The organism is Streptococcus australis (assembly GCF_015553625.1).
Lineage (GTDB): Bacteria > Bacillota > Bacilli > Lactobacillales > Streptococcaceae > Streptococcus > Streptococcus australis_B.
In genome coordinates this window covers 81,261-107,948 of record NZ_JADNGY010000005.1, presented here as the reverse complement: position 1 = coordinate 107,948, position 26,688 = coordinate 81,261, and the positions used below count along the sequence as shown (strand labels likewise).

Annotated in this window: 23 protein-coding genes and 1 pseudogene; 3 read left to right on the top strand and 21 right to left on the bottom strand. The window is 41.6% G+C overall.

The features are described 5' to 3' along the window. Positions 1 to 7: 7 nt before the first annotated feature. The 11 genes and pseudogenes from I2D56_RS05825 to I2D56_RS05775 all read right to left on the bottom strand — a co-directional run bounded on the left by I2D56_RS05825 (position 8) and on the right by I2D56_RS05775 (position 10,920). A complete protein-coding gene (locus I2D56_RS05825) occupies positions 8 to 544 on the bottom strand; it encodes a F0F1 ATP synthase subunit delta (protein WP_120702143.1) in 537 nt (178 codons plus the stop codon). Next, entirely contained in the window at positions 544 to 1,038 is a 495-nt protein-coding gene (atpF, locus tag I2D56_RS05820; protein WP_195348179.1) for a F0F1 ATP synthase subunit B, read from the bottom strand. Before atpF ends, I2D56_RS05825 begins: the two co-directional genes overlap by 1 nt. An 18-nt stretch (positions 1,039 to 1,056) precedes the next feature. Then, positions 1,057 to 1,773 carry a F0F1 ATP synthase subunit A gene (atpB, locus tag I2D56_RS05815; protein ID WP_195348178.1) on the bottom strand — a complete coding sequence of 239 codons (717 nt, stop codon included), beginning with the start codon at positions 1,771 to 1,773 and terminating at the stop codon, positions 1,057 to 1,059. 32 nt (positions 1,774 to 1,805) lie between these two features. Then, positions 1,806 to 2,006 carry a F0F1 ATP synthase subunit C gene (locus I2D56_RS05810; RefSeq protein ID WP_006596628.1) on the bottom strand — a complete coding sequence of 67 codons (201 nt, stop codon included), beginning with the start codon at positions 2,004 to 2,006 and terminating at the stop codon, positions 1,806 to 1,808. A gap of 272 nt (positions 2,007 to 2,278) precedes the next feature. Further along, positions 2,279 to 2,770, bottom strand: a pseudogene (locus I2D56_RS05805) (ZmpA/ZmpB/ZmpC family metallo-endopeptidase); the annotation flags it as partial. A gap of 47 nt (positions 2,771 to 2,817) precedes the next feature. Next, positions 2,818 to 4,245, bottom strand: coding sequence for a glycogen synthase GlgA (gene glgA / locus I2D56_RS05800; RefSeq protein WP_023026620.1), 1,428 nt, complete (start codon positions 4,243 to 4,245; stop codon positions 2,818 to 2,820). Next, positions 4,245 to 5,381 carry a glucose-1-phosphate adenylyltransferase subunit GlgD gene (gene glgD / locus I2D56_RS05795; protein WP_195348177.1) on the bottom strand — a complete coding sequence of 379 codons (1,137 nt, stop codon included), beginning with the start codon at positions 5,379 to 5,381 and terminating at the stop codon, positions 4,245 to 4,247. Before glgD ends, glgA begins: the two co-directional genes overlap by 1 nt. Beyond that, positions 5,371 to 6,513 carry a glucose-1-phosphate adenylyltransferase gene (locus I2D56_RS05790; protein ID WP_195348176.1) on the bottom strand — a complete coding sequence of 381 codons (1,143 nt, stop codon included), beginning with the start codon at positions 6,511 to 6,513 and terminating at the stop codon, positions 5,371 to 5,373. The genes glgD and I2D56_RS05790 overlap by 11 nt, the downstream gene beginning before the upstream one ends. 117 nt (positions 6,514 to 6,630) lie before the next feature. After that, positions 6,631 to 8,532 carry a 1,4-alpha-glucan branching protein GlgB gene (glgB, locus tag I2D56_RS05785; protein ID WP_195348175.1) on the bottom strand — a complete coding sequence of 634 codons (1,902 nt, stop codon included), beginning with the start codon at positions 8,530 to 8,532 and terminating at the stop codon, positions 6,631 to 6,633. 388 nt (positions 8,533 to 8,920) lie between these two features. Then, complete coding sequence (gene ptsP / locus I2D56_RS05780; RefSeq protein WP_120702149.1) at positions 8,921 to 10,654, bottom strand: phosphoenolpyruvate--protein phosphotransferase; 1,734 nt, start codon at positions 10,652 to 10,654, stop codon at positions 8,921 to 8,923. 2 nt (positions 10,655 to 10,656) lie between these two features. Beyond that, positions 10,657 to 10,920 (bottom strand): phosphocarrier protein HPr, encoded by a 264-nt coding sequence (locus tag I2D56_RS05775; RefSeq protein ID WP_006596636.1) that lies wholly within the window; start codon positions 10,918 to 10,920, stop codon positions 10,657 to 10,659. 430 nt (positions 10,921 to 11,350) lie between these two features. Here I2D56_RS05775 and nrdH point away from each other — a divergent pair, with 430 nt between their 5' ends. The 3 genes from nrdH to nrdF all read left to right on the top strand — a co-directional run bounded on the left by nrdH (position 11,351) and on the right by nrdF (position 14,942). Continuing rightward, positions 11,351 to 11,569: a glutaredoxin-like protein NrdH gene (gene nrdH, locus I2D56_RS05770; protein WP_006596951.1), complete on the top strand. Its 219-nt coding sequence runs from the start codon at positions 11,351 to 11,353 to the stop codon at positions 11,567 to 11,569. Between the two features lie 131 nt (positions 11,570 to 11,700). Beyond that, positions 11,701 to 13,860 (top strand): class 1b ribonucleoside-diphosphate reductase subunit alpha, encoded by a 2,160-nt coding sequence (gene nrdE, locus I2D56_RS05765; protein ID WP_154852418.1) that lies wholly within the window; start codon positions 11,701 to 11,703, stop codon positions 13,858 to 13,860. Between the two features lie 122 nt (positions 13,861 to 13,982). After that, entirely contained in the window at positions 13,983 to 14,942 is a 960-nt protein-coding gene (gene nrdF / locus I2D56_RS05760) for a class 1b ribonucleoside-diphosphate reductase subunit beta (protein ID WP_023026617.1), read from the top strand. Positions 14,943 to 15,207: 265 nt separating this feature from the next. On the opposite strand, the gene alaS is transcribed toward nrdF, so the two are convergent. The 10 genes from alaS to I2D56_RS05710 form a co-directional block, all read right to left on the bottom strand. Beyond that, a complete protein-coding gene (gene alaS / locus I2D56_RS05755) occupies positions 15,208 to 17,826 on the bottom strand; it encodes an alanine--tRNA ligase (RefSeq protein ID WP_195348174.1) in 2,619 nt (872 codons plus the stop codon). Between the two features lie 36 nt (positions 17,827 to 17,862). Further along, a complete protein-coding gene (locus I2D56_RS05750) occupies positions 17,863 to 18,345 on the bottom strand; it encodes an LURP-one-related family protein (RefSeq protein ID WP_229050191.1) in 483 nt (160 codons plus the stop codon). A 291-nt stretch (positions 18,346 to 18,636) separates the two neighbouring features. Then, positions 18,637 to 19,578 (bottom strand): peptidylprolyl isomerase, encoded by a 942-nt coding sequence (locus I2D56_RS05745; protein ID WP_048717181.1) that lies wholly within the window; start codon positions 19,576 to 19,578, stop codon positions 18,637 to 18,639. 77 nt (positions 19,579 to 19,655) lie between these two features. Beyond that, positions 19,656 to 20,369 carry an O-methyltransferase gene (locus I2D56_RS05740; RefSeq protein ID WP_023026613.1) on the bottom strand — a complete coding sequence of 238 codons (714 nt, stop codon included), beginning with the start codon at positions 20,367 to 20,369 and terminating at the stop codon, positions 19,656 to 19,658. Between the two features lies 1 nt (position 20,370). Beyond that, the gene (pepF, locus tag I2D56_RS05735) at positions 20,371 to 22,173 is read right to left on the bottom strand and encodes an oligoendopeptidase F (protein WP_195348172.1); all 1,803 of its coding nucleotides are present in this window, start codon (positions 22,171 to 22,173) and stop codon (positions 20,371 to 20,373) included. Between the two features lie 68 nt (positions 22,174 to 22,241). Beyond that, positions 22,242 to 22,451, bottom strand: coding sequence for a hypothetical protein (locus I2D56_RS05730; protein ID WP_123160093.1), 210 nt, complete (start codon positions 22,449 to 22,451; stop codon positions 22,242 to 22,244). Between the two features lie 168 nt (positions 22,452 to 22,619). Next, complete coding sequence (locus I2D56_RS05725; RefSeq protein ID WP_195348171.1) at positions 22,620 to 23,570, bottom strand: competence protein CoiA; 951 nt, start codon at positions 23,568 to 23,570, stop codon at positions 22,620 to 22,622. 154 nt (positions 23,571 to 23,724) lie between these two features. After that, entirely contained in the window at positions 23,725 to 24,279 is a 555-nt protein-coding gene (locus I2D56_RS05720; RefSeq protein WP_195348170.1) for a hypothetical protein, read from the bottom strand. A gap of 160 nt (positions 24,280 to 24,439) precedes the next feature. Then, complete coding sequence (locus I2D56_RS05715; RefSeq protein ID WP_195214078.1) at positions 24,440 to 24,991, bottom strand: hypothetical protein; 552 nt, start codon at positions 24,989 to 24,991, stop codon at positions 24,440 to 24,442. Between the two features lie 356 nt (positions 24,992 to 25,347). Next, a complete protein-coding gene (locus I2D56_RS05710; RefSeq protein WP_195348169.1) occupies positions 25,348 to 26,637 on the bottom strand; it encodes a D-alanyl-D-alanine carboxypeptidase family protein in 1,290 nt (429 codons plus the stop codon). Between the last annotated feature and the right edge of the window lie 51 nt (positions 26,638 to 26,688).

The window sequence follows — 26,688 nt, the reverse complement described above, 5'->3', positions numbered from 1 at the left end:
CCACTTTCTATTTCAAATTTGCTTTTATGACTTGCAATTGACGTTTGAGACTGGTATCAAGCGTCTTGTGATTTGCTGAAACCACAAAACCACCAATCAGATCTGGATCCAGTTCTTCTTTAAGCGAACGAACTTGGATACCAAATTTCTTTTCAATAATAGGGATCAACTTTTCTTTTTGAGCCTGATCCAGTCCGGCAACCGAAGAAACGGTTACTTCGAAACAGTTGCTCAGCTGTTGAATTTGATCCATACTAACTCTGACAATGTCATAAAATAAGGCTTCACGATGATTGAGAATAACCACTTCAATCAAATGGTCTAGTAATGCTGAATCCGAGTTTTGAAAGAGTCGAAGACTCTTCGCTTTCTCTTCATCCTCTACACCGATATGAGCTAAAAATGCAGCAAGGCCTGTTTCTTCAAAAACAGCCTTAATTTGACTTAATTTTTCATAAACGTCATCTTGCTGATTCTTTTCAAATACCAATTGAACAAAAGGCTGGGAATATTTCTCAATTACCATTAATTGCTTTTTGTCCATTAGGCATCTCCTAATTCATTTAGGTAGCGATCGATCAGTTGGCGATGGCCTTCAGAGTCCAACTGTTGGCTTAGCAATTTACCTGCCAAGTTGACGGTTAGGTCTGCGACATCTCCCTTGATACTGTTCATCGCTTCTTCTTTATTTTGCGAAATTTCTAATTGCGCTTTTTCTTTCAAGCGAAGGGCTTCTTGGTTAGCTTCACTAAGAATATGAGCCTTATTTTTTTCGGCTGTTTCCTTAGCCGTTTCAAGAATTGTCGTTGCTTCTTGACGACTACCTGCCAACTCAGCTTCACGTTTGCTAGCAAGTTCCTCTGCCTTTTTACGGGCTTCTTCGGCACCATCAATATCTGAAGAAATCTTTTCAGCTCGTTCATCTAAGACACTGGTAATATTTCCCCAAGCATATTTCTTCACTAAAAAGATCAATAAAAGGAAGGAACCAGCGATAAGAATAAAGTCACCGATAATGGTACTAATAGTTAAATCCATCTTCTAATCCTCCTCTACTTACTCTTCCCCTTCATTTATTTTTTTACCAATGTACATAGATGACAACATGGTAAATACATAAGCCTGAATACATGAAATGAAAATTGAAAAGGCTGTCCATAACATGTTTGCGATAAAGGCAAAAGGATACCAATACAAGGCATGTTGTGACAAGGCCAATAGCAATCCAGCTAAGACCTCACCGGCAAAAATATTTCCGTAGATCCGAATCGCCAAGGAAGCAAAATTGGTGAACTCTTCTAAAATGTTCATCGGAGTCATAAAGCCAGGTGTAACAAATGCTCTCAAATATTCTTTAACGCCTCTACGACGAACTCCTTCTACATGGGCGATCAAAGTGATCAAGAATGAGAGGGATAAATCGTATCCAAGGTTGGCTGTTGGGGAAGTCCACAAGTTATAACCGTTTGTTGTTTGTACTTTTGCCATTAAGCCGATATTATTGGCAACCAAGATAAACAGAAATAGAGAAAACAGAAACAAGGAATAATCCTTGATGTATGATTCTCCAATGTTTGGTTTGGTAAAACCAATCACAAAGTCATAAATCATCTCAAGAGCATTTTGTTTACCCTTTGGACGGATGGTCATTTTGCGACTTGCCCAATAGACAAAGGCAAAGACCATCAAAACAGTTACAAGAGACATGGCAAGTAGGGTCAAATCAAAGGATACTGGTCCAATATTTAGGGTTGGATTCACACTTTCTTCCAAGGTTTGACACCTCCTTTCCTAAATAGAGAAGTCTATTTAATAACGAAGGCCATGGCCAAGGTTACGAAGAAGGTACCTTCTACAAAGGCGATCCCGAGGATCAAAAGGCTACGTAATTGACCGATAATCTCTGGTTGACGAGAAGCAGCTTTGAAAAGATTACTCATAATCAATCCTTCAGCAATGGACACGCCGAAGCAGGCAAAACAAAGACCTAAAAATGTTAAATTCATGATGAATTCTCCTTAAATAAATTTTACTCCCTTAGTATACTCCTAAAAGATATAATAGTCAAATGTTTGCCTAGAAAGAAAACGTTTTACGGCAATTCTGTCACTACTTTCAAAATTCCTCTTGCCACTAGTTTTCAAAAGACCCTAATCGTTTTTAGACACTTTGTCTATTTTTGTATTCCACACAAATTTATATTATTTTTATCAGAAGAGGAAGCATTATTACCAATGATAGAAAAAACTCACCTGACGAGCAGATGAGCATTTTCTTCCTATTTAAAAATAGGGGTTTTGAAACTGTCCGTTTGTTGCAGCAATTTCTTAAAGATTTTTTCTTTCAGTGAAACAGTATTGCCAAATTTGACAGATCCGTTACTTAGGGTAGCCTTATCTTTATCAACTGCTTCAGCAAATTCACGTTTCAAGTCTTCATAGCTATTGTAGGTTTTACCATCGATTTCAATAGATTGAATTCCTTTTTTGGCACTTGTCACAACTTGATTGAAGTAAGCTTTATTCCAATCTTGACTGAATTTATTGAGGACAGCTTCCCCTTCTAGATAATCCAGAAGTATGAGCGTATCGTTTTACCCCTTCATTTACCGATCAATCTCCTCGCGTGAGGTGAGGTCATTTGGATTGGTATTGTACCATTGGTTTCCATCGTTGGGACGTTCGTAGGCCATATTGAGACCCAGAGCTTTGTATTCCCCATTTGAATTAGATACAGATGGTGTTTGCAACATTCCTTGGGCAAACTCTTCCCTGCAAAAGCAAAAAAAACGCCTAAAATAGGCGTTTTCCATTCATCTTATAATGATTGATAGAGATCAGCATAGTGTTGACTAGCTGTATCCCATGAGAAGTCACGGCTCATGGCTTGTCTTTGGAGACCAAGCCAAGCCTCCTTATCATGAGTATAGACTGTCAATGCTTGATCTACAGCCCAGTTTAGCCAGTAACCAGAAAGGTTGTTAAAGCTAAAGCCAGTACCACTACCATCAAGCACATTATAGGCTTGTACTGTATCTCGAAGTCCTCCTACCTCGTGAACCAATGGTAGCGTGCCATAGCGCATGGCCATCATTTGAGATAGTCCACATGGTTCAAAACGACTTGGCATCAAGAAGACATCAGAAGCAGCATAAATTTCCTGCGCTAACTGGACATCAAACATAATATTGGCAGAGAGTTTATCTGGATAAGCTTGACCAAACCAAGAAAAGGCATGTTCAAAGCCAGGATCTCCTGTTCCCAAAAGAACGATTTGGATATCCTTTTGTAAGAGGTTATGTAATTCTTCAACTACCACATCAAACCCTTTTTGGTGAGTCAAACGAGAAACGATTCCAAACAAGGGAACATCATCACGAACCGGAAGTCCGACACGTTCCTGAAGAGCTCGCTTACTTGCTGCTTTTCCTGATAAATCATCTTTACTGAAATGATAGGTCAAGAGCGGGTCTGTCTCAGGATTGTATAGGTCTGTATCGATTCCATTCACAATCCCCGTCAATTTACCAGATTCCATGCGCAAGATTTGATCAAGGCCACAACCATATTCAGCCGTTCTGATTTCATAACTATAACTTGGTGAAACCGTCGTCACACGATCAGCATAGAGGATCCCGGCCTTCATCCAGTTCAAGCAATCCTTCCACCGAAGGGTACCATCTTCGTAGCGCTCAAATCCAACTCCAAACAGATCCCACAACATTCCTGGATCAAACTGACCTTGGAACTCCAGATTATGGATGGTCAAGACAGACTTAATTCCATTGTAAGCTTGAATCCAACGGTATTTCTCTTTTAGTAGGAAAGGAATCATGGCTGTATGGTAGTCATGAGCGTGGACGATATCTGGAATAAAGTCTACACGTTCCATCATCTCAAGCGCTGCCAATTGGAAGTAGGCAAAGCGCTCCCCATCATCAAAATCTCCGTAGACATGTCCTCTAAAGAAATATTTTTGGTTATCAATAAAATAGAAGGTAACACCATCACGATAGATGCGTTTCACACCAACATATTCACTTCTCCATCCCACTCTGGTCTCGAAGTGCAAAACATCTTCAACTTGGTCGCCAAATTTCGCCTCTACCATGTCGTAGTAGGGGAGGACGACACGAACATCATGTCCTTTTTTAGCCAAGGATTTAGGAAGTGCTCCAATCACATCTCCTAGCCCCCCTGTTTTTGAAAAGGGAGCTCCTTCTGCGGCAACAAACAATAATTTCATTATCCAATATCCTCTGTAATCACAGCACCTTTTTTAATCACAAGAGGTGCCTCTTGGGTTCCACGAATGGTTACACCAGCCTCAACCACAACTCCCTTGTCAAGAATCGCATGCTCGACGACTGCTCCCTCATGGACAACAACGCCTGGGAACAAGAGACTGCTACGAATTTCTGCCCCCTTATGTAGATGAACACAACGAGACACAATCGAATCATGCACCAAAGCTTCTACAATACTTCCTGAGGCAAATTGCGAATTCTTAATTTGCGAACCAGGAGCATAGTAAGTTGGCTCTTCATTTTTCACCTTGGTATAAACTTTTTGATTTGGTGAGAAGAGAGACATGAATTTATTGGTTTCCAACATATCCAAGTTAGCGCGGTAGTAGGATTCAACAGAGTGAATATTGGCAATATAGCCAGTGTATTCGAATGCGAATGCTCCATATTCAACCGCTAAATCACGTAAGATATAACGCAATTTTTCTGGATGTTCTTTATGGATTTCTGCTTCTAATTTTTCAATCAACCATGGTGTATCAACGATAAAGATATCCGTTGACATATTATAGAGAGCATCTGGATCTGTTCCATCAAACAACTTTTGTCCACTTACATGATCTGTCTCATCGATTTCTAAAACCGCATTTACTTCAGAGATGTCACGATGATGCATTTTCTTGTAGACCACTGTGATTGGTCTGTCAACGGTATTGTGCAAGTGGAAGACTTGGTTCAAATCAATGTTTACTAAGATATCACAGTTAAGAGCGACTGTCTGGTTTGACCCAGAGCGTTTCAAATAGGTCAAGAGTTGCTCGTAGTATTCTTTACCAACGTTTGAACTTTCTACTGGAGTGTTGTAGATACCGAGATAGTAGTGACTCAATAGGGTTGACAAGCCCCACTCACGACCAGAGCGAATATGGTCAAAGACAGAACTGATATTTTCTTGCTGGAAGATACCAAATACACTACGGATTCCTGCATTAGCGAGGCTAGAAAGCGGGAAGTCGATCAAGCGATATTTCCCATCAAATGGCAGACTGGCAACAGGACGATGATCTGTCAATGACGACATATCATGGAAGCCTACTGTGTTTCCTAAAATGGCTGAATACTTATCAATCTTCATCTGTTGCTACCCCCACTTTTTCGTTATATCCAACGACTTGTACTTCTTCCGTTCCATCGATGACAACACCTTCTGAAACAACTGCTCCTTCACCGATAATAGCACGTTTAATCACAGCACCTTGACCGATAATGGCACCACTCATGACGACAGAATCTTCAACGACTGCACCTTTACGAACTTGTGCTTCCGTAGACAAGATAGAATGTTTTACTGTTCCGTCTACCAAGCACCCATCCACTACCAAGGAATCTTCAATATGGGCATGTTCGCCAAAGAAGTTTGGTGGTGAAATCAAGTTACGAGAATAGATCTTCCAGTGACGATCACGGCTGTCCAAGGCATTGTTTGGATCAATGTATTCCATATTCGCTTCCCAGAGAGATTCAATAGTTCCCACGTCTTTCCAATAGCCATTGAATTCATAAGCATAGACGCTTTCTCCAGATTCAAGGTAAGTTGGAATAACGTTTTTACCAAAGTCAGACATATCCATGTCACTCTTCTCTGCAGCTACTAGCATGTTGCGAAGACGAGACCAGTCAAAAATGTAGATCCCCATAGAAGCTTTTGTTGATTTTGGCTCTGCAGGTTTTTCTTCAAATTCGACAATTCGATTGTTGGCATCCGTATTCATAATTCCGAAACGGCTAGCTTCTTTTAAAGGGACATCCAATACAGCTACTGTAAGACTAGCATTGTGATCTTTATGAGACTGAAGCATTTCATCGTAGTCCATCTTGTAGATATGGTCTCCAGAAAGAATCAATACGTACTCTGGATTGATGCTATCGATGTAGTCGATATTTTGGAAAATCGCATGACTTGTTCCTTCAAACCAACGATTTCCTTCACTTGCAGAATAAGGTTGAAGGATAGAAACCCCAGTATTAATACCATCAAGACCCCAACTTGAACCATTTCCGATATGATTGTTTAAGGCAAGCGGTTGATACTGAGTAATCACGCCAACATTGTGGATACCTGAGTTGGCACAGTTGGATAAGGCAAAGTCAATAATACGATAACGTCCCCCAAATTGCACTGCAGGTTTGGCAATGCTTTGAGTGAGTTTTCCAAGGCGAGTTCCTTGCCCACCAGCAAGGATCAGAGCTAGCATTTCATTCTTCATTGATTACTCCTTTTTGGATTGACGAGACCTTCTTCCCAGTTCTGAGGAGAGGCACTGTGGCCTCTTCTACAGAGTTAGGAATGGGATCATAGACCGCGATCAGTAGATCACCAACAACTATTCTTTTGTTTTAGACACATTGGAACGAAGTTTTCGTTTCACTTTCCATACACTAGCTCCAAGAGCCGGTAAAGTAAAGGTTAAGGTTTGTGGATAATCTTTCCATAATCCCTCTTGAGTCTTCACTTCTTGGTTGTGCTCTTTCCAGACACCTCCCCATTTCTCTAATTCTGTATTCCAAATTTCTTCATAGACCCCAGCTACAGGGACGCCGACTGTAAAGTCCTTGCGCTCTACTGGTGCCATATTAAAGATACAAAGCAAATGATTTCCTTTTTTATCCTTACGAGTAAAGGTCAAAACGCTTTGATCTCGGTTATCTGCATCAATAATCTCAATACCATCATAGCTATCATCAATTTCCCAAAGCATCTTGTTGTCTTTGTAGAATTGATTGAGCTGTGAAGTAAACTCTTGCATCTTGCGGTTCATGTCATCTTCTAGATTGGACCATTCTAGCTGTTCTTCAGACTTCCATTCTAAGAATTGGCCAAACTCTGAACCCATGAAGAGCAATTTCTTACCTGGGTGACAAATCTGATAGGTCAAGAGGTTTCGCAAGCCAGCGAACTGGTTGTAGCGATCTCCCCACATCTTATGCATGAGACTCTTCTTCCCGTGAACCACTTCATCATGAGAGAATGGCAACAAGAAGTTTTCAGAGAAGGCATACATAAAGCTAAAGGTCACCAAGTTAAAATCAAATTTCCGATAAATAGGATCTTCCTCGTAGAAGCGAAGGATATCATTCATCCAGCCCATATTCCACTTGTAGTCAAATCCTAAACCACCATACTCTTCTGGACCAGTGATCTTGGTGCCAGATGAACTTTCCTCCGCTACCATGATGACATCCGGATGTTCTGATTTAATCACAGCATTCATCCGCTTAAGGAAATGAATCCCCTCATAATTGAGATTTCCACCATCGATATTTGGTGTCCATGGACCACTATCGTAATCTAAGTAGAGCATGTTGCTGACCGCATCGACCCGGATTCCATCCAAATGATAAAACTCAATCCAGAATTTTACACTAGAAATAAGGAAGGATTGGACCTGGTTTTTCCCTAGGTCAAAGTTCATTGCTCCCCAACCATAGTTGTGAGCCCGATGATGGTCCTGATATTCAAAGGTTGGTGTCCCATCATAATAGGCCAAGGCATCATCATTGATCGTAAAGTGTCCGGGCACCCAGTCCACAATCACCCCAATGTTATTCAAGTGACAGGCCTCAACGAAATCCTGAAACTCTTCCGGTGTTCCGTAAGTATGTTCCAAGGCAAAGTAACCCATCAATTGATAGCCCCAACTTAGTCCGAGCGGGTGAGCCATCACCGGCATGAACTCCACATGGGTATAGTTCATTTTCACCAAGTAAGGAATCAAATCTTCCTTCAACTGAGCAAAGGAATAAGGACTTCCATCTTCATTCCGTTTCCAGGATCCAGCATGAACCTCATAGATATTAACTGGTCGAGATCGAAAACCAAGTTTTCTCCGTCTCGCCATCCACAGTCCATCTTTCCATTTCCGCTCTGGAATATCAGTAATAACCGCTCCTGTACCTGGACGTTTTTCCATGCGTACCGCTAAAGGATCCACCTTCATCAAGCGGTGGCCATTTTGTCTTGTAACATGGTACTTATAAATATCTCCCACTTGAGGTGCTGTTGTAAAAACTTCCCAAACACCAGCTTCATTTCTCACCATAGGAATTTCATTTTCTTCCCATTGGGTGAAATCACCTACTAAGTGTACTGCCTGTGCATTTGGAGCCCATACGCGGAAACAATACCCCTCCACACCATCTACTTGCTCTTTATGAGCCCCTAGATAATGTTGAAGATGAAAGTTCTCTCCGGTTCCAAATGTGTACAATGCTTGTTTCGTATCCATTCACTCACCTCTCTCGCCTCTTATGAAAGCGCTTCCTAATAGTATTATTCTACTATAAATAGTTGAAATATTCAAGATTATTTCTTGAATAATGCGATGAAAATATATGAAAATAATTCAAAACTTCCAAGTTTTCCCTGAAATTTCCTAAAATCAATTCACAATTGTTCAGCTTTCAAACTATCTTTCTAACATTATACTATAAAAATCATTGTAATTAAACCTATTTCCGAAAATTTTTAGAAAATTTAGATTTTTTGTTTTGATATAGGGATATCTACTCTATTTTTATTCAGCTACTTCCTTTATAAGACAAATAAAGTAGCAAAATAAAAAAGCTACCACCTCTTCCAAGGTGATAACTTTGTTATCAGATTCTTAAAATCAATTAATCTACGTTCACGTATTCTTTAGAAAGTTCAAGAACTTCTTCCATTGTTGAACATTCAGTAAGAGCACGGTTAGCGTATTCTTGCATCTTAGTTGTATCCAATTTCTTCATCAAGCTACGTGTACGAAGGACTGATGTAGCTGACATTGAGAACTCATCCAAGCCCATTCCGACAAGGAGTGGAACAGCTGTTTGGTCACCGGCCATTTCACCACACATACCAGCCCATTTACCTTCAGCGTGAGCTGCCTTGATAACGTTGTTAATCAAGCGAAGGATTGATGGGTTATATGGTTGGTAAAGGTATGATACTTGTTCGTTCATACGGTCAGCAGCCATTGTGTATTGGATCAAGTCGTTTGTACCAATTGAGAAGAAGTCAACTTCTTTGGCAAATTGGTCAGCCAACATTGCTGCTGCTGGGATTTCAATCATGATACCTACTTCGATGTCGTCAGCAACGGCAACACCTTCAGCAACCAATTTCGCTTTTTCTTCTTCAAGAATACCTTTAGCGGTACGGAACTCCGTCAACAAAGCAACCATTGGGAACATGATCCGCAATTTACCGTGAACAGATGCACGAAGCAAGGCACGTAATTGAGTACGGAACATTTGGTTACCAGTTTCAGAGATGGAGATACGCAAAGCACGGTAACCCAAGAATGGGTTCATTTCTTTAGGAAGATCGAAGTAAGGAAGTTCTTTATCCCCGCCGATATCCATCGTACGAACGACAACAGGTTTACCGTTCATACCTTCAAGAACCGCTTTGTATGCTTCGTATTGATCATCTTCAGTTGGGAAGTCTTGAGAGTCCATGTACAAGAATTCAGTACGATAGAGTCCAACTGCTTCTGCACCATTCTCATTCACACCTTCAACGTCTTTAGGTGTACCGATGTTAGCAGCCAACTCGAAGTGTTTCCCATCTGCAGTAACAGTTTTCGCATCTTTCAAAAGAGCCCATTCAGCTTTTTGTTTCGCGTAAGCTTCACCAGCTGATTTGAATTCTGCGATTTGTTCTTCACTTGGGTTGATAACAACTTCACCAGTGATTCCAGATACGGCCAAAACATCACCATCTTTTACAAGATCTGTAATGTTGTTTGTACCAAGAACAGCTGCGATTTCAAGTGTACGCGCCATGATCGCTGAGTGACTTGTACGGCCACCAATGTTTGTAACAAAAGCTTTAACGAACTGTTTGTTCAATTGAGCTGTATCTGATGGGGTCAAGTCATGCGCAACCACAATTGCTTCTTCATTGATGGTCGCAGGGTTTGGCAATTTTTTACCAAGCAAGTTTGCAAGAACACGTTTGGTAACGTCGCGAATATCTGCTGCACGTTCTTGCATGTATGGGTTATCTTCCATTCCTTCAAAGATGGTGATAAACATGTCTGTAACTTCTTTTAAACCAGCCTCAGCATTCACCTTCTTCGTGCGAATTGTTTCCTTGATCTGACCAACCATTTCAGGGTCAGAAAGAACCATCATGTGAGCATCAAATACTTGTGCTGCTTCCTCACCAAGGCTCGCTACTGCATTCTCCCGAATAAGAGAAAGCTCGTTTTGTGAAGCTTCAAGAGCTGCATCCAAACGAGCTTCTTCTGCATTTGTATCTTCAACTGAGATTGTTTCAAATGACAAGTCGGGTTGAACAAGTAGATATGCCTTAGCAACGGCAACACCATCAGATGCTGCAATTCCTTTAAGCATTTCTGTCATGTTTATGCCAATCCTTCTTTTTCCATTGTTTCAGCGATTGCTGCAAGAGCATCATCAGCGTCAGCTCCTTCAGCTGAGATTACAACGTCAGCTCCTTGACCAACACCAAGGCTCATAACACCCATGATTGATTTCAAGTTAACTGATTTACCTTTGTATTCAAGAGTAATATCTGAAGCAAATTTGCTAGCAGTTTGAACCAACAAAGTTGCTGGACGTGCGTGGATACCTGTTTCTGCCACGATGTGGAAATCTTTAGAAGCCATAGTTTGACTCTCCTTTTAAAATTAGTTTTGAGTTATCTGTGATAACCCTTACAATTTGCTATTATATCATCTTCTTCATTATTTTTCAAGATTTTTATCACACACTTACTGAAAATACTTACAGGAAGCACTCAATTTTTCTCTTCTTTTGATCTTCTTTTTTTACTTTCTTCTATTAAATAAATAGAATTGCTTTCACGGACACAGTATATAGAATTTTAGGAAAAAGATAGGGATTCCTTTGACTTAAAAAACCTATATTTTATCACGTTTTCCTCAATTTTCACTAATTCTTACAATACTACATATTGTGGTATCTTCCGGTATAGTTAATTTATGTGCACAATATTTAGTTAAAACTCTTGACAAGGAAAAACCTTTTGTTTATACTAGATACAGATTTATGAATTTAGAGGAGTTAGATCACATTATGGTGACAATTTATTCAAAAAATAATTGCGTTCAATGTAAAATGACCAAACGTTTTTTAGATACCAATCACGTTGAATACCGTGAAATTAATCTAGATGAGCAACCTGAGTTTGTAGACCATGTGAAGAACCTTGGTTTCAATGCTGCACCAGTTATCCAAACGGCAGATGAAGTCTTTTCTGGCTTCCAACCAGCTAAGCTCAAGAAATTATCTTAAAACTATCAAACAGGATCTGATTGGTCTAGGGAATGGAATACTGTAGTCCTTGACTACTGTGTTCCCTGGCCCTTTTACTTGTACAGGGGAGCTTGCCTCCCCTTTGTTTTTGAATTAGAAAAAGGAACATTATGGGATTAAAATCACTTGAAGACGTAACCTACTTCCGTCTTAATAATGAAATCAACCGTCCAGTAAACGGTCAAATCATGCTTCATAAAGACAAAGAAGCCTTGGATGCTTTCTTTAAAGAAAATGTTGCGCCAAATACTATGGCCTTTGATTCAATAACGGATAAAATCAACTACCTTATTGAACACAACTATATCGAAACAGCTTTTATCAAGAAATATCGTCCAGAATTCTTGGAAGAACTTTATCAATTTATCAAAGACCAAAACTTCCAATTCAAGTCCTTCATGGCTGCCTATAAATTCTATAACCAGTATGCGCTTAAAACAAATGATGGAGAATACTATCTCGAAAGCATGGAAGACCGCGTCTTCTTCAATGCTCTCTATTTTGCAGATGGAAATGAAGACATTGCCAAAGACATCGCAAACGAAATCATCCACCAACGCTACCAACCAGCTACTCCTTCTTTCTTAAATGCTGGACGTGCCCGCCGTGGAGAATTGGTTTCCTGTTTCTTGATCCAAGTAACAGATGATATGAATGCGATTGGACGCTCTATCAACTCTGCCCTTCAACTTTCACGTATCGGTGGTGGGGTTGGAATCTCCCTCAGCAACCTTCGTGAAGCTGGAGCACCGATCAAAGGCTATGAAGGAGCTGCTTCTGGGGTCGTTCCTGTTATGAAACTCTTTGAAGATAGCTTCTCTTACTCTAACCAACTTGGTCAACGTCAAGGGGCGGGGGTTGTTTACCTCAACGTCTTCCACCCAGACATCATCGCCTTCCTTTCAACTAAGAAAGAAAATGCCGATGAAAAAGTTCGTGTTAAGACTCTCTCACTTGGTGTCGTCGTACCAGACAAGTTCTATGAGTTGGCTCGTAAGAATGAAGAAATGTATCTCTTCAGCCCATATTCTGTAGAGCGTGAATACGGAGTGCCATTCAACTATATCGACATCACTGAAAAATACGATGAGTTGGTTGCTAATCCAAACATCCGTAAGACAAAAATTAAAGCCCGTGATTTGGAAACAGAAATTTCTAAATTGCAACAAGAATCTGGTTACCCATATGTAGTCAATATTGATACTGCTAACCGCGCCAACCCAGTTGATGGCAAAATCATCATGAGTAACTTGTGTTCAGAGATCCTCCAGGTTCAAGAACCAAGCTTGATCAACGATGCTCAAGAATTCATTAAAATGGGGACCGACGTCTCATGTAACCTTGGTTCAACAAACGTAGTCAACATGATGACCTCACCTGACTTTGGTCGTTCTATTCGTGCCATGGTTCGTGCTTTGACCTTTGTGACAGATAGTTCTCACATCGTCGCTGTTCCTACGATCGACCATGGAAATAGCCTAGCGCATACCTTTGGCCTCGGTGCGATGGGACTTCATAGCTATCTTGCGCAACAATTGATCGAGTACGGATCACCTGAGTCTGTTGAGTTCACTAGCATCTACTTCATGCTCATGAACTACTGGACCCTCGTGGAATCAAACAATATCGCGCGTGAACGTGGCGTTACCTTCCACAACTTTGAAAAATCAGACTACGCAAACGGTACTTACTTTGATAAGTACACGACTGGAGAGTTTGTTCCAAAATCAGAGCGTGTCAAAGAACTCTTTAAAGACATCTTCATCCCTAATGCAGAAGATTGGGCTGAACTTCGTGATAAAGTGAAAGCAGATGGTCTTTACCACCAAAACCGTTTAGCTGTCGCACCAAATGGTTCTATCAGCTACATCAATGACGTGTCTGCTTCTATCCACCCAATTACACAACGGATTGAAGAACGTCAAGAGAAGAAAATTGGTAAGATCTACTACCCTGCAGCAGGATTATCAACAGATACCATTCCTTACTACACTTCTGCCTACGATATGGATATGCGGAAAGTCATCGATGTCTATGCTGCCGCAACTGAGCACGTGGACCAAGGACTCTCACTGACTCTCTTTATGCGCAGTGACATTCCAAAAGGTCTTTACGAATGGAAAACTGAAAACAAACAAACCACTCGTGACTTGTCTATCCTTCGTAACTATGCCTTTAATAAGGGAATCAAGTCTATCTACTACGTCCGTACCTTTACAGATGATGGTGGAGAAGTTGGCGCGAACCAATGTGAAAGCTGTGTCATCTAAGACACTCTGATCCATTGCTACCAAAAGTCGGTCCGCCGACTTTTTGTGCAGTATTCTAACAATTGTGTTAGAATAACAATGATTGTATGATCGAATGAATTAGAAAAAGAAAGAGATTTCAAATGGAAACTTACTACAAAGCCATTAACTGGAATGCCATCGAAGATGTCATCGATAAATCTACTTGGGAAAAGCTAACCGAACAATTCTGGTTGGATACACGTATTCCTTTGTCAAACGACTTGGACGACTGGAGAAAGTTATCTCTCAAAGAAAAAGACTTGGTTGGTAAAGTCTTTGGTGGATTGACACTCTTGGATACCATGCAGTCCGAAACTGGTGTGCAAGCTCTTCGTGCAGATATCCGTACTCCCCACGAAGAAGCTGTCTTTAACAACATCCAATTCATGGAATCTGTCCATGCTAAGTCTTACTCTTCAATCTTTTCTACCTTGAATACCAAGTCAGAAATCGAAGAGATTTTCGAATGGACCAATACCAATCCTTTCCTTCAGAAGAAGGCAGAAATCATCAATGAAATCTACCTCAATGGAACTCCCCTTGAAAAGAAAGTAGCCAGCGTCTTTCTTGAAACTTTCCTCTTCTACTCTGGTTTCTTCACACCGCTCTACTATCTTGGAAACAACAAGTTAGCCAACGTGGCTGAAATCATCAAGTTGATCATTCGGGACGAATCTGTTCACGGAACCTATATCGGCTACAAGTTCCAACTCGGATTTAACGAATTACCAGAAGAAGAACAAGAAAAACTCAAAGAATGGATGTATGACCTACTCTACACCCTCTATGAGAATGAAGAAGGCTATACAGAGAGCCTCTATGACGGTGTGGGCTGGACAGAGGAAGTCAAGACTTTCCTTCGCTACAATGCTAACAAGGCCCTTATGAACTTGGGACAAGATCCGCTCTTCCCTGACTCAGCGGACGATGTCAACCCAATCGTTATGAATGGTATCTCAACCGGAACATCCAACCACGACTTCTTCTCACAAGTCGGAAATGGCTACCTCCTCGGTGAAGTAGAAGCCATGCAGGATGACGATTACAACTATGGATTATAAGAAGAAAAACCTTTCCATCTGGAAAGGTTTTTTTGTTGCAATCTTTTTCTAATTGGGTACGTTTCTTTTTTTGAAAAAAGAGAGGCTGGGACAAAAGTCCTAGCCTCTCAATTGTTTTTGGATTGTCGAGCAAGACGCAGTGGTTGAGTGGGCTCTACTACGCTGATTTCATCAGCTTTTACAGCCCTACTCAACTGTGCGGAGGTGGGACGACGAAATCGAATTCTAACGAATTACCGATTTCTGTCCCACTCTCTCCTATTGCTTACAATTTACCTGCTACGGCATCCAACAATTCTTGGATTTTCGCTTGGTTGCTTCCTCCTGCCATGGCCATGTCTGGTTTCCCACCACCACGTCCATCAACGATTGGAGCCAATTCTTTGACCAAGTTACCTGCGTGGATGTCTTTTGTCTTGCTGGCTACAAGGACATTTACCTTGTCACCAATTGCTGCGACAAGAACAAGCACATCAGAGTAGTCTTTTTGTTTCCAGTTATCCGCAAAGGTACGAAGGGCACCTGCATCTGAAACAGAAACTTGGCTAGCAATGTAACGGTGACCGTTTGCTTCTTGGACATTCTTGAAGACATCACCTGCCGCTGCTGCTGCAGCTTTTTCCTTCAATTCTGCATTTTCTTTTTGCAATTGACGGAGTTGTTCTTGAAGGCCTTCTACCTTGTGAGGGACTTCTTTGAGTTGAGGTGCTTTCAAGGTTGCTGCGACTGCTTTCAGTGCATCTTCTTGTTTACGGTAGGCTTCGAAGGCTTCTTTACCAGTTACTGCCAAGATACGACGAGTTCCTGATCCAATCCCTTCTTCTTTAACAATCTTGAAAAGACCGATCTCAGAAGTATTGCCAACGTGGGTACCACCACAAAGCTCGACTGAGTAGTCACCAATGGTGACAACACGGACTTCCTTACCGTATTTCTCACCAAAGAGGGCCATAGCTCCCATTTCTTTAGCTGTATCAATATCTGTCTCAACTGTTTCTACAGCGATCGCTTCCCAAATCTTTTCATTGACTTGTTGTTCAATGGCACGCAATTCTTCAGGAGTTACCGCTTGGAAATGAGTGAAGTCAAAACGAAGGAATTCTACTTCGTTAAGAGATCCTGCTTGAGTAGCATGGTGGCCAAGGATATTGTGAAGAGCTGCATGGAGTAAGTGAGTCGCTGTGTGGTTTTTCATGACACGATGACGACGGTTCGTATCGATTGCCAAGGTATATTCTTGGTTCAAAGCAAGTGGAGCATGAACTTCAACGGTATGAAGAGCTTGTCCGTTTGGTGCTTTTTGAACGTCTGTTACAGTCGCTACGACATTTCCTGTAGCATCCAAGATTTGACCATGGTCAGCAACCTGTCCACCCATTTCAGCGTAGAATGGAGTTTCTGCAAAGATCAGTGATGCAGTTCCTTCTGAAACAGCTTCTACTTCTGCGTTATCTGCTACGATAGCCACTAATTTTGAAGGCAATTGGCTAGCATTGTAGTTAAAGACGCTCTCAACAGTGATATTTTGAAGGGTTTCGTTTTGCATCCCCATGGATCCGCCTTTGACAGCTGACGCACGCGCACGTTCTTGTTGTTCCTTCATAGCTGCTTCAAAACCTTCACGGTCAACTGTCATACCAGCTTCTTCAGCGATTTCTTCTGTCAACTCCACTGGGAATCCATAAGTATCGTAGAGTTTGAAGACATCTTGACCAGCGATAACCGTTTGACCTTTTTCTTTCAAGTCTGCTACGATTGTTTCTGCAAAGTGTTGACCTGAGTGAAGGGTACGAGCAAATGACTCTTCCTCGCTCTTCACAATTTTCTCGATAAAGTCACGTTTTTCAAGCACTTCTGGATAGTAGCTTTCCATGATTTTACCAACGGTTGGAACCAGTTTGTAAAGGAAAGGCTCATTGATGCCCAATTTTTGACCATGCATAGATGCACGACGAAGAAGACGACGAAGGACATAACCACGGCCTTCATTTCCAGGGAGAGCCCCATCACCGATAGCAAATGAAAGAGAACGGATATGGTCTGCGATGACCTTGAAGCTCATGTTGTCACCATCTTGGTCGTAAACTTTACCAGACAATTTTTCCACTTCACGGATGATTGGCATGAAGAGGTCCGTTTCAAAGTTAGTTTTCGCCCCTTGGATCACGGCTACCAAACGCTCCAAACCAGCGCCCGTATCAATGTTCTTGTGTGGCAATTCCTTGTATTCACTACGAGGTACAGCTGGATCTGCGTTAAATTGTGACAAAACGATATTCCAGATTTCGATGTAACGGTCGTTTTCGATATCTTCTGCAAGGAGGCGAATACCGATGTTTTCTGGGTCAAAGGCTTCCCCACGGTCAAAGAAGATTTCTGTATCTGGTCCAGAAGGTCCAGCACCGATTTCCCAGAAGTTGTCTTCAATTGGGATCAAGTGACTTGGATCTACACCCACTTCAATCCAGCGATTGTAAGAATCCGTATCAGCTGGGTAGTAGGTCATGTAGAGTTTGTCTTTGGGGAAGTCAAACCATTCCGGACTTGTCAAAAGTTCATAAGCCCAAGTGATGGCTTCATCACGGAAGTAATCACCGATTGAGAAATTCCCCAACATTTCAAACATGGTATGGTGACGAGCTGTTTTTCCTACGTTTTCAATATCGTTGGTACGGATGGCCTTTTGCGCATTGGTAATCCGTGGGTTTTCAGGGATGATAGTCCCATCAAAGTATTTCTTAAGGGTTGCTACCCCTGAGTTGATCCATAAAAGGGTTGGATCGTTGACAGGAACCAAGCTAACAGATGGTTCTACTGAGTGACCTTTGGTAGCCCAGAAATCAAGCCACATTTGGCGGACTTGTGCACTAGATAATTGTTTCATGTTTTCTCCTCTATTTCATGTTTTCTATTGGTTGGCTTAAGAGCCATTTTCAGTCATTTCTACATAGTCAATTGCAAGACATAAGGAAATCACGAGATTGGCATATTTTTCTTCATAGACAGCTACCTGATAAGTCGACGTCAAGGTAAAGACTTGTTTGCTAATCTCTGCAACCAGCTGGTCCCGATCATCCAATAACTTGAAATTCAAATCCCAGATATTGCCTTCGATGCGTAGTCCTAAATTAGAAATATCGTACTTATCACGGAATAAGGTCAGTTTTTTACGGATGAAAAAACTGGAGCCATCCGCCAATTCTACAGTGAATTGGGGTAAGAGGCTAAAGGTTTTCTTCGTGATATGGCTAATCTTCTGGCCTTCCACATCAAATACCGTAAAGGTCTTAGGAATCTTAAAAAATGAACCTTCTACATGGTATTCTACCATTCCCAGATCATTTTTGATGTCAAAGCGTTCCCCTCCAAGTCGAAACTTTTGTTTGACCAGATACGATTTCATCAGTTTCCTCCTGCAAATCCATAGGAAGGCCTTTCTCTTATTAGAAAGGATCTCCGGTAGAAGATGCTGAAAAAAAGACAAGCTCACTAACGAAGGGCGAAAAACCGCGGTACCACCTTCATTCAATGAACTTGTCATTCTTCATTCGATTATGTAATTGTTCTATTGAGTAGCAAAATCATTCCTCTTCCATGGCTCGCACCCCCGCCACTTCTCTGAATCTGATTCTAAATGATTTATTCTCAACTATCTCATTATACAGATAAATACAATGCTCGTCAACTAATATCCTTATTTAGAAGATGAGCTATCTTCTGTTGTTGCACCAATATTTTGCATGTATTGGTTGAAGGTTGCCTTGAAGGCATCATCTTTGACCTTGATATTGGCATTTGTCATTGCTTTGGCAATGATGCTACGGATAAAGTTGGCATCATTTTTACGTTCTGCCGTCAGAATTTCTTTCAAGCGTTTTTCGTATTTCTTCCAGTCAGATCCTTTTTCTTCCTTCTTAGTTACTTTAACGATATAGTAGGCACCAGCGCTTTTTTGACTAGCAGGATCAATAACGACATCTGAAATACCATTTACATCAAGCTTAGATGCTGCTTCCTTGACACGGGTTGGAACAGTTGTTGTTCCAGAGTCAAATTTGATTTCTCCACCCTTTTCTTTGGTGCTAGCATCTGTAGAATTTTCTTTGGCAATTTGTGCAAAGTCAGCGCCTTCAGCTTTTACACTTGCAAGAACTTCATTCGCTTTTTCTTCTGAATCCAATTTAATCACATTTGCAGTGATTTCTGGTGTATAGCTTTCAAAGGCTTTTTTATAAGCTTCGTCTGTCAACTCTTTTGAAATAGCTTGGTCAACCGCATACTCTAACAAAAGGTTACTACGGATTTGTTGTTTGTTGGTTTCTTCTGTCAACCCTTGTTGAGTGAGGTAGCTATTGAAGGCTTCACCCAATTGTTTTTTCTGCTCATCAACTTTTTTCTCAACATCTTTGTCTGAGACTTTTGAGCCGTATTCTTTTTCAAAGACTTTATTAATGGTCATTTGGAACAGGTATTGTTGTGCACCTTGGTTATGTTTGATTTCATCATAGAAATCACCAACAGTGATCGTGTCACCCTTCATTGTGACGATATCTTTGTCACTGCCACCTTTTGCACAAGCTGCTAGCGCTACAACGGATAAAAGGGTCACCGCTCCAGCTACAAATTTTTTCTTCATGTTTATTTCTCCATTCTAAAATTCACTGCTTCTATTTTACCACAAATTCAAAAGGATAACTTAAATAAGACTAAAAGCTACTCTTCTGTCGGCAAGGAAATCTCTTCCTCGTTTTTACGGATCATGAGAATGCCATCACCGAGCGGAATCAGACTGGCCGTCAAGCCAGGATGGTCCAAAGTGGCGTCAAAAAGACGTTGCAAACCTCGATAGATGGTGCGTTGTCCACGACGGACTTCCATAATATCACGTGCTACATCTCCCCCTTGGAAGATATCGTCTAAAATCACCACTCCCCCAACTTCCAACCGTTTGAGAACTTCTGGAAGAAAGACGATGTACTTGGACTTAGCCGAATCCATAAAAATCAAGTCAAAGCGTTGCTCGATATGCTCCAGCAGATCGACCGCATCCCCTTCTAAGAGGGTGATTTGGTTACGTTGATCAAAACGAGCAAAGTTTTCCTTGGCAAAACCAATCATTTCCTCGTTGCGATCAATGGTTGTAATCCTTGCATCAGGCACTTGCTCTGCCATCAAGAGGGCCGAAAAGCCGATTGCTGTCCCAATTTCTAAGATTGACTTGGGTTGCATGGTCTGCAAAAAGAGACGAAAGAAAGCAACCGTTTCATGAGGGATGATGGGAATATTTTCCCGTCGAGCAAATTCTTCTAGCTCCTTTAAAGCATCCGTTACCGGCGCTTGGCGCTCCCGCATGAAAGAGACAATTTCCTCCTTGACAACTGGGCGGCGCATATTGTGGTTGGCATTTTTACTGTAAGACTCTACCATCTTAGGCCAATCCTAATTTTTCAACCAGGGCCTCAAATTCATTGAGACGACGTTCAAAGACTTCAAAGGCTGCATTGAGGTAGTCTTCTTTTTCCATATCGACACCCGCCTTGCGGATCACGTTGAGTGGATAATCCGAATTTCCAGCCTTCAAATATTCTAGGTATTTGTCCTTATCTTCCTGTGTTCCATGCACAATTTTCTCAGCCAAGGCAGAGGCTGCTGCAAAACCAGTTGAATATTGGAAAACATAGTAGTTATAGTAGAAATGAGGAATGCGAGCCCATTCGTATTGGATTTCTGGGTTATCTTCTTTTGAAAGACCATAGTATTTCTCGTTCAAGTCTGCATACAACTCATTCAAGAATTCGCTGGTCAAGACTTGTCCTTCTTGGTCAGCCTTGTGAATCGCATGTTCAAACTCCGCAAACTGGGTTTGACGGAAGACTGTACCACGGAAGCCATCCAAGAAGTGGTTGAGAATGGCAAAACGGGTTTCATCATCTTCTACTTCAGCTAGCAATTGCTCAGTCAAGATATTTTCATTGGTTGTAGATGCAATCTCAGCAAGGAAAATAGAATAATCCCCATAAACATAAGGTTGGGTTTCACGGGTATAGCTGGAGTGCATACTGTGGCCGGTCTCATGCACCAAGGTGAAGAGATTGTCCAATGTATCTTGCCAGTTCAACAACATAAAGGCATTGGTGTCGTACGATCCACCTGAATAAGCCCCTGAACGTTTTCCTTGGTTGACATGGACGTCGATCCAACGTTCAGTGAAGGCCCGCTTCACGCGTGATAGGTAGTCATCGCCAAGCACCGCCAAAGCCTGCTCAGACTTGGCAAGAGCTTCTTCATAGGTGAACTTGTAATCGGTAGAAGATAATGGCGTGTAGACATCATACATCTTCAAATCTTCAATTCCCAAGATTTTTGAGCGGAGTTTCACGTACCGTTGCAACAAAGGCAAGTGCTTGTTCACCGCTTCTACCAAACTATCATAGACGCTTTCTGGGATAAAGTTAGCAGAAAGAGCTGCCTCACGCGCACTTGAGAATTTGCGAACCTTGGCATTGTAATTGTGAACCTTGACGTTGGTCTGAAGAGTCTTAGCATAGGTGTGTTGGTACTGTTCGTAGACACCATACAAGGCTTGGTAAGCTTCCTTACGGACTTGGCGGTCCTTCGACTCTACCAAAGAGATATAGTTTCCATGGGTCAACTGTACTTCTTGGCCTTGGTCATCCTTCACCATCGGGAAGACGATATCTGCATTGTCCAAAATCTCAAAAGTTTCACCCGCTGCAGCGAAGATTTCACCCGCTCCTGCTAACAATTCTTCTTCTTTTTGAGAAAGGACATGCTCTTTGGTTTTGAGTAATTTATCAAAGTAATGAGCATAAGCTTCTAGGGCAGGGACTTCTTTCAAGAAGTTGGTATATTGCTCTTCGGTGATCTCCATAAATTCTGGTTCGTAGAAGGCAAAGGTCTCCCCTAAAAGGCTGTAAAGGGACATGGCTTTTGATTGGAATTCTTGGTATTTGGCTACGCGTGTGTCCTGGTCATTCTTCATATGAGCGTAGACATAAACCTTCTCCAAACGACGGCTCAAGTCCAAATAAACTTCTGTGGTTTCTAATAGGTTGGCTGGAGAAGACAATAAAGAGCCTGCAAAATGGGCAGCATCTTTAATAGCTGCAGCTAAGGCAGTTGCTTCTTCTTCCCATGCTTGGTCTGTCGCAAAAATGGTCGACAAATCCCATTGGTATTTTTCATCAATTTCATTTCGTTGTTTTACCATTACAAAAATCCTCCAATGCTTCTATTCTAACATAAAAAGCACCTAGATTATTATCTAAGTACTTATTTTTATACAAAATGAACTTCTTGACCTTCCGTCAACATTTCTGCTTTTGAAATCAAGACCTCTGAAAAAATGTTCGTCGGAGCTCCCACAACTTTATAGTAATTTTCAAAATCAACGGTCAAAAACTTGCCCACTACTCCGGATTCGGGGACATTCTCGTCTAAATTGATAGACGTCCCGAAGGGTAACTGTAAAATATGTTTAATCTTCATATTTTTTCAATTCCTCCTTCCAATACTTCAGATTCTTCTTTGTTTGTTCGCTTTCGTTTTTAGGTATATTATACCTCTTTTCTAACTAAAGTAAATAGTTTTGCGCGTCTATTTCAGCTTTTATTCTGCTGAAATATTACCATTTGGGGGTATTTGATTGACAGAAATTTAAGCTTTCCAGTTCTGATAAAAACGAGGTGAATAAAGAGTCTGCGTCGCTTTCATTCCAGTTGAACGATAGTAGGTCATAAAGTTCTGATAATAGGCTTGCCAGTCTCCCCTAATCTGAATAAAATTCCTAGACTTCAGTGGCCGACAAAGGGGATAAAAGGCTTCCAAGTCCAATTCCAGGAGATGCTTTCCTTTCAGATAGAGTTGTTCCTGAAGGGCCATCCACTTAGGATGCCGGTAATACAACTGCTGACGAAGATAGTCCTTAAACTGTCTGTCTAGAGAGACCGTCATTCGTTGCAAGCCTTGTTGGGCATAGGGGGTCCGCAAAACATCTAACAAATTCCCTCCATAAAAAGGAAAATATTGAGTCCGATAATGAAGACGCCCTCGCAAGTCTTGATGGATCAGATAGTGGAGCCGAACTTCCTGCTGCTCTAGGTCCAACTCCCAGAGATGAAAGCCCCTATTTTGGCTAAAATAGACAAAACCTTCTTGCAGAGCTGACAGGCTTTTCTTGAGCCATAAGTTTTTCCCTAGCAACCAGTAAACTTGATAACCATGCTTGCGATAGGCATCGCTCCGTTCTTTTAAACGCTCCATGGATAAGGAACTACATTGCACTTCTAAGGCAAGCTTTTGATCTGGAAGGAGAATATCCGCAATCTGTTGGAAAGCCTGCAGAGGACTTTCCACTTCAGCATTGGAGTGTTGCTTGGCCCATTGATAAAGTGCCAGCTTTAACTCCAAATGCTCTGGACTCTCCGTTTCATGATGGAAGGGGCAAGCTTCTAGGTTGACGTGGGCAAAATGCGGACGCATCACAGGCCCTTTCTTTAAGATGACTTCCTTTCCACACAGGAGACAGAAAAAGGGACCCTCCTTTTTCATCGGAACCTTCTCCAAACAATTCCAACGCTGTTGCTTTGCATCAGCCGCAATAAACATTTCATCACCTCCACTTATATAATTCGTAATAGGGGATACTTATATAAGGGAGACAGAAAAAAAGGAGGCAAGCTCCTTTTTTAGATATGATCTTATTTACATGTAAAGTGAATGTGCATTCATCCTAGACGAGACTTTACATAACGTCCCCCGCTTATTGATCTGACTCACTCGTTTTCTCGCCTGATGCCGGATCGGGAGTTTCCGATGATGGGGAGGTCTCATTTTCAGATGCTTCAGCTTGTTTTCGAGCCGTTTCAAATTTTTCAACAATGGTTGCACGAGTAGCTTCCGGGACCTCGGTGTCTTCAGGCCCTATCGTATCCATGAATTCATTAAAACGGGCCTTGCTCGTTTCCATTTTCTCCTTCAAGTCTTTCAGGTAAGTCTCATAGGTCTCTTTTGCAGAGCCCGTTAGGGATGCTCCTGCTTCTTCCGAATGAGCAACTGTTCGGTCCGTCATCAAAGCATAGAGAGCTTTAAAATCCCCAACCGTTCTGGCATTTTCAAGTTCCTCATCTGTATACAAAACAAAAGGAGACTCTGTGGATCCTTTCAAGCTGGTCACTTTCTTGCCCTGAGAAGCGCTAGAAGACTGGGTTGTTTTCTGAACTGACTTTTCACTGGACGAGGTCCCTTCTTGATTCGAGCAGGCTACTAGCCCAAGCGCTCCCAATAAAGCAGCCATTGATAATAGTCTTTTTTTCATTCAATCTCTCCTTTTTATCATTCCACTACCATTCTAGCATCAAGCCAGGTTGCCGTCAATTCATACCTGTCCCCTGATTCTTTAAAAAAAGACCAGAGATCAGTCTATCTCCGGTCTATCGATTTAGCTTTTGACAAAAAGTCCAATGCTACCAATCTATTTATTCATCTGAATCGCTATCTTCATCGTCTGAGTCTTGGTCAACTGGTGACTCTGATGAGTCTTTGGCAGAGTCGCGAGCATCCTTCAACTGTTCAATAAAGGTTTCACGAAACTCTTTTGGAACTTCCGCATTATCATCCCCATAACGCTCAACAGCTTTATTGAAGGCTTCCTTAGTTTGTGCAAGAGTCTCCTTAAGCGTATCTGCTACTTGAGCAAATGACTCTTTGGCACTTTCAGGAAGAGATTCCATCGATTCAGTCATCAGGCGATTGGATTCATCCACGATTTTTGCGAAGCACTTTTTAAAATCACCAACTGTTTTTAATTTTTCAAGCTCTTCGTCTGATGGGAAGATATCATTTGTTGTTTGAGAGTTAGTATTAGAAGAAGTCTTTTCTGCCTTTGATGAGCTAGAAGATTTGCTTGTTACCTTTTCTGTCTTCTCAGTAGATGAAGAAGCTTCGGTTTTTACTTCTTGCTTACCTGAACAAGCCGCAAGCGAAGCAACTGCCAATAAAGCGGTAGTAGATAAAATCAATTTTTTCATTTGATAACTCCTTTAATATTGATTCGAGTCCATTTTACCATCAAATAATTTTATCGTCAAATCAATTACTAGTTCATGATAGTTTGTGAAATAATATCCGAATATGGAGGCCCCCACTGCTCTAGCACTACTTCTCTCCTACCTAAAACTGGTTGTTCAGTTGTTTCACTACAAGAAAAAGGCTGGGACAAAAGTCCTAGCCTCTCAATTGTCTTTGGATTGTCGAGCAAGACGCAGTGGTTGAGTGGGCTCTACTACGCTGATTTCATCAACTTTTACAGCCCTACTCAACTGTGCGGAGGTGGGACGACGAAATCGAATTCTAATGAATGACCGATTTCTGTCCCACTCTCTTTTTATTTTCTCTTATATCTTATGTTAAAGAAAATTCTTAGGAAAATGAAGGGAAGGAAGCAAAAAAGCCACATTGGATCCCAGCCTTTTTGACGCGTGCTAGTGGTCTTCTGATGGGACGCCTGTACTGCGCTTACAGCCTGTGTTTGCTGAATAGACGGAGAAACAGTTTGCAAGCCATTTGCAATTTGTAGCTGGCCATTTTGAACACTGACCTCTGGATTGGTCCCTCTTTTCACCGTAGCATAGAAAGGTTTTTCTAAGTGATAGGTTTGCCCCTGAATGGTGTGATCCCCCGCCGGCAGCACCTCTTTGTATTCATAATCCTGATAGAGTCTTTCAATCAGGGCATTTCCAATGACGTGGCGCAGGCTCTCTGCAATCTCCACATCGTAATGGCCAACTCCCATAATGACTTGAACAAATCGCTGGTTCCCACGGTTAACCGTCAAGGTGTAATTATAATCTGCGGTCGGACTAGAGCCTGTTTTCAGACCATCCGCTCCCTTAAGAGAATACCTTCCACCTTCTAAGGAATAATTATAATTCTCATGCGTTTCTTCATAATCTGTCCCTTGGAAGAGGGTAATCTTGGCATTTTTGGTGTAGTTGAGGATTTCAGGGAACTCATTGACCATGTGATAGGCCAAAATAGCCATATCTCTCGCTGTTGTTTGGTTAATGGCATGTTGATCATAGCGTGTCGGATTATAGTAGCCATCCAAGACTGCAGTTGGGGCACCATTAGGATTGTTCCACTTGGTATTGGTCATTCCAATTTCCTGAGCCCGCTGGTTCATCAAATCCAAGAATTTATCCGGATCTCCTCCAGACACCTTATTGGCAATCATGATGGTAGCAGCACTTGAAGAAGGAACAAAAATCATATTTAGGAGGGTCGATACCTTGTATTTAGCACCCGCCACAATGGGACTATTGCTCAACTTTTGGTTTTGCGAAATTGCTACATCTGTTTCTGTCGCTGTAATTTGGGTATCATAATCCAGCTGCCCTTCTTGAATGGCTTTCAGAAGAACATAGACGGACATCAATTTAGCCATACTACCAGAGTCACGAGGAACATCAATATTATCTCCATAAACAATCGCTCCTGTGTGAGCATCAACAACAATATCGGCCTTAGGACGGAAAAACTCATCCACCGAAGTCCCTGATTTTTCAGTGATTGACATGATGTCTTCTTGTTGGTAAAGATCATCCGCCCTTACGAGCATTGGAAAACATAGGCAACTAAGGGAAAGTGTCGCAAATAAGGCACGTTTAAACTTCATTCTCTCTCATTTCTTTCATCATCATCGTTCTCCATTATAGCATAAGTCCCT